4 protein-coding genes are annotated in these 4,392 nt (G+C 47.7%); 2 read left to right on the forward strand and 2 right to left on the reverse strand.

Annotated elements, in window-relative coordinates:
- Positions 1–898, reverse strand: an 898-nt coding sequence (locus WBA89_RS21540; protein ID WP_424409334.1) for a DNA topoisomerase, incomplete at its 3' end; no start/stop codon positions are given.
- 835 nt (positions 899–1,733) lie between these two features.
- On the opposite strand from WBA89_RS21540, the gene WBA89_RS21545 reads away from it, so the two are divergent.
- Positions 1,734–2,252, forward strand: a complete 519-nt coding sequence (locus WBA89_RS21545; protein ID WP_424409335.1) for a GNAT family N-acetyltransferase — start codon at positions 1,734–1,736, stop codon at positions 2,250–2,252.
- A gap of 575 nt (positions 2,253–2,827) precedes the next feature.
- Here WBA89_RS21545 and WBA89_RS21550 read toward each other — a convergent pair.
- On the reverse strand, positions 2,828–3,037 hold the full coding sequence (locus WBA89_RS21550; protein WP_424409337.1) for a hypothetical protein: 210 nt from the start codon (positions 3,035–3,037) through the stop codon (positions 2,828–2,830).
- Positions 3,038–3,079: 42 nt separating this feature from the next.
- Here WBA89_RS21550 and WBA89_RS21555 point away from each other — a divergent pair.
- On the forward strand, positions 3,080–4,392 hold a 1,313-nt coding region (locus WBA89_RS21555), incomplete at its 3' end, for an NAD(P)H-quinone oxidoreductase subunit N (RefSeq protein ID WP_424409339.1).

Here is a 4,392-nt window from a genome sequence, read left to right on the forward strand (position 1 = left end):
GCCTCAGCTTGCGGTTAGCCTCCTGCTGCAAAGTCGAGGTCGTAAACGGCGGCGAGGGTTTGCGGGTTACTGGCCGTTCTTCGATATTGCTAACAGTCCAGGGTTTGTTTTGAATGCGCGAGAGTAAAGCCCTGGCTTGGTCTTCGTTGAGCAAAAGTACGCGGCGGCCTGCGATAATTTGTCCGGTATTTTCATCAAAATCGCTGCCGTTGGCAACTTTCACGTTCCCGACTGTCGCGAGTTTGGCATCGAAGGAAATTTTGCCCTTTTCCAAAAGGGCTTTCAAATCCCAGTAGCTGCCTTGGCGGAAGGCGCGGCGTTCCCGTTCCCGGCGTACCAACAGCCTGACTGCGACTGACTGGACTCGCCCTGCTGACAAACCCCAGGCGATTTTTTTCCACAGTAGCGGAGAGAGTGTGTAGCCGACGAGTCGATCGAGAATTCGGCGAGTTTCCTGGGCTTGTACAACTCGGTTGTCGATATCGCGGCAGTGAGTCAAAGCATCCCGGATGGCTTCGCGGGTGATTTCGTGAAATACCATCCGCTTGATGGGAACTTTGGGTTTGAGGATTTGCAGCAAATGCCAGGAAATGCTTTCGCCTTCTCGGTCTTCGTCTGTGGCTAGAATCAGTTCTGTTGCGTCTTTGAGGGCGTCTTTGAGTTCTTTAACAATTTTCTTTTTATCTTTCGGGATGACGTAAAGCGGTTCAAAGTCTGCTTCCACGTTGACGCCTAGTTGCGCCCATTTTTCTCCTTTAACGGCTTCTGGTATTTCTTCGGCGGAGGATGGGAGGTCGCGGACGTGGCCCATTGATGCCTCTACACGGTAGGTGGAGGGCAGGAAGTTGCGAATGGTACGGGCTTTGGTGGGGGATTCGACGATGACTAAAGTTGACATGGCATCTTTTTATATATGGATGGCGGCGCAGTTAGAGTGTCTAATTTACAGAGTGTAGGTCGGATGTCAAGGCTTATGGGTACTTTAGGGGGTTATTTTCAAACTACCTTAATTTTTAAGTTATTGCCGATCGGGTTGCAGGTGACAAGCTGATGGGATTTTACTGCTGTCGGCGCTGAGGCTGGGAACCCTTGTCTCTGGAAGATGCACGGGGATGTCATGACTGACTGTAGCAGAATTGCAGGTAACTGGATGCTGAGACTGTTGGATGCGGGCGGATGGTTCCTCAATTTTAGATTTTAAGTTTGAGATTTTAGATTGGGATAGATTTGATGGTTTCCCTGCAAAAAGACTAGAAGCGCGATCGACTATTTGACCGATTGGCGATCGCCAGCTAACATCAGATATTGTGGGACTAATTTTTGATCCGATTTTGGGAACGCCTTACAAATTTGCGTAAATTTTCGATTGATAATTCAACCGCAGATGTGAGGCAGATACACACAGATGCAACATTAAAATAGACGGTCAAATAATTGACACGAAGAGCAATCAGCTTTCTATTGGCTATTGGATGGAAGGACGGTTTATATCAATTCCGATGCTAACGGAATTATTCATTTCTCTCCGACCTCTCTGTGTTCTCTGTGTTCTCTGTGGTTAAATCATTCCGATGCAACCGAAAACGATATTAGTGGTGAAAGAAAGTTATAATTATCCAGTGGTTTCCGTGATTTAGCGATCGCCTATTTCGCAAAACTGCAGATGTCTGCCAAAGAGGCGATCGTTTGTGCGCGACAGCAAAGCTGCAACAAGTTTTAGATGCAAACAAGCCATGATAAATTTACGCCCTGCTACCCCCGCAGATTTAAATTTACTGCGACGCTGGGACGAGCAACCTCACATAATTGACGCAAAAACTAACGATGATTGGGGTTGGGAGATAGAACTCGATCGCACTCCCGACTGGAGAGAACAATTGATTGCTCAAATCGACAATCGCCCGATCGGATTTATCCAGATTATCGATCCGGCACTTGAGGAGAGTCACTATTGGGGTGATGATGTTGCTGCGAATCTCCGCGCCATTGATATCTGGATCGGAGAGGAGAAAGAATTGAGCAAAGGCTACGGCACACAAATGATGCAGCTTGCACTTAATCAATGTTTCGCCGACTCTGCTGTGACGGCTGTACTGATCGATCCGCTTGCGAACAATACCCGCGCCCACCGTTTCTACGAACGTTTTGGTTTCCAATTTGTGGAACCGCGACGGTTTGGCGACGATGACTGCTTTGTTTACCGCCTCAACCGAGCAGATTGGGAGAATCAAAGGGCGATCGCATCGCGGTAAAGACAGTTATACCATTTTTCTAAAGATGTGCTATGGATGAAGTCTTAGCCCCCCCGAAATCGCGGGGGGTTGGGGGGGTAATATCTAGCGCTACTTTATGAAATTGGTATTAGCTGCTTTCTATTCAGAGTCGAGCGCGAATCAATCAATCCTAAAAGCCTCACGTTGCGTCAGTGTCAAGGGTTGACACTCCCCGACTATCAAGGTGCGGGGATTCTTGAATGAATCCTAGAACTCTCAAAGGCATTGTCAAAATACCTCTACGCGCTCAAAACAACTACCCAAAAGGTGCTGCAATTACGCCTACTTTTAAATTATGTTTGCTTTCATAGTTCATCACTTGCGCCAGTTAGGTACGCTTCACACTCTGCCGTTATTTGTCAGTTATACAGGCTTACTACTCATTAACGAGTGCAGTGGCTCACTGTTCCGGGATTTCTCCGATAAAGAGAGTGTTTCAACACGTAGATGCTTGTTTTACTTGCAATCTAATTCTACAGCAATCTACTAGAATAAACCACAACGGATCAAACAATACGGGAAACTAAAGAATAAATTCTGCAATTAAAGCCATCCTAGAAGGACGGGGCTTCAACCCAGCTTTTTGGTGAAGGAAAAAAAATTGCCCGATCGGCCCCAATGGCGATTTTTCCGCAGTGCGATCGCTTTTGCAGCAGATTCCCCGCCGACTCAACAGCAACAAACACCCGCCCAACTAAGCTGGCAAAGCTGTAATCCGCTACAATCGGTGTTTGGTAAAGAATTTTTACGAATTCGCTGCCCATTACAGCCGTTTCGGCCTTGTACTACCCAACTTGTCTGAAAATATGGATTTTGCTACTCTTGCCGCCCAGCTAAATGCTGGAACTATCTTGCCGGAGGGAATTGTCATCGTCACCCTCTTGGTGGTTCTCGTAGGCGATTTAATCGTAGGCCGCAGTTCCTCTAGTTGGACTCCCTACGTTGCTGTTGCCGGCTTGCTGGCCGCCGTGGCTGCTTTGTCTTTGCAGTGGGATAACGTTAATACCATCTCGTTTCTGGGCGGTTTTAACAGCGATGCCTTGAGTTTGGTGTTTCGCGGAATTATCGCTTTGACGACGGCTGTCACTATTTTGATATCCGTCCGCTACGTACTGCAAACGGGTACTGCTTTAGCGGAATTTATCTGCATTTTGCTCAGCGCTACTTTGGGGGGAATGTTCCTTTCCGGCGCTAATGAATTGGTGATGATTTTTATTTCGTTGGAAACTCTGAGTATCTCGTCTTATTTGTTGACGGGTTACACAAAACGCGACCCGCGTTCCAATGAAGCTGCTTTGAAATATTTGTTAATTGGTGCATCTTCTTCGGCGGTGTTTCTCTACGGTATTTCGCTGCTGTACGGGTTGTCTGGCGGCCAAACTACGCTAAGCGCGATCGCAGCCAACCTTTCTACTGTTAATGACGGTCAATCTCTCGGTTTGGTAATTGCTTTGGTTTTTGCGATCGCCGGAATCGCCTTCAAAATCTCCGCAGTTCCCTTTCACCAATGGACGCCCGACGTTTACGAAGGTTCGCCCACACCAGTTGTCGCCTTCCTTTCTGTCGGTTCCAAAGCCGCCGGTTTTGCCCTAGCAATCCGCTTGTTAACAACAGCTTTCCCCGCACTTACTGCCCAGTGGCAATTCATATTCACAGCCTTAGCCATACTCAGCATGGTGTTGGGCAATGTAGTTGCCCTCGCCCAGACTAGCATGAAGCGGCTTTTGGCTTATTCGTCGATCGCCCAAGCCGGTTTTGTAATGATTGGTTTGATTGCAGGAACCGAAGCCGGTTACTCCAGCATGATATTTTATCTGTTGATTTACCTGTTTATGAACCTAGGCGCATTCGCCTGCATCATCCTCTTCTCCCTGCGGACAGGAACCGACCAAATCAGCGAATACTCCGGCTTGTACCAAAAAGACCCGCTGCTAACTTTAGCATTAAGTATTTGCCTGCTTTCTCTCGGCGGAATTCCGCCCCTAGCTGGCTTCTTCGGCAAAATCTATCTGTTCTGGGCAGGCTGGCAAGCTGGACTTTACGGCTTAGTTATCCTGGGATTAATTACCAGCGTAATTTCGATTTACTACTACATCCGCGTCGTCAAAATGATGGTAGT

The organism is Microcoleus sp. (assembly GCF_049646505.1).
Lineage (GTDB): Bacteria > Cyanobacteriota > Cyanobacteriia > Cyanobacteriales > Microcoleaceae > Microcoleus.

What these genes read in the sequence shown, in the direction of transcription:
- WBA89_RS21545 (WP_424409335.1), top strand. Translation starts at nt 1,734, where the DNA reads ATGATAAATTTACGCCCTGCTACCCCCGCAGATTTAAATTTACTGCGA.
- WBA89_RS21550 (WP_424409337.1), bottom strand. Translation starts at nt 3,037, where the DNA reads ATGGGCAGCGAATTCGTAAAAATTCTTTACCAAACACCGATTGTAGCG.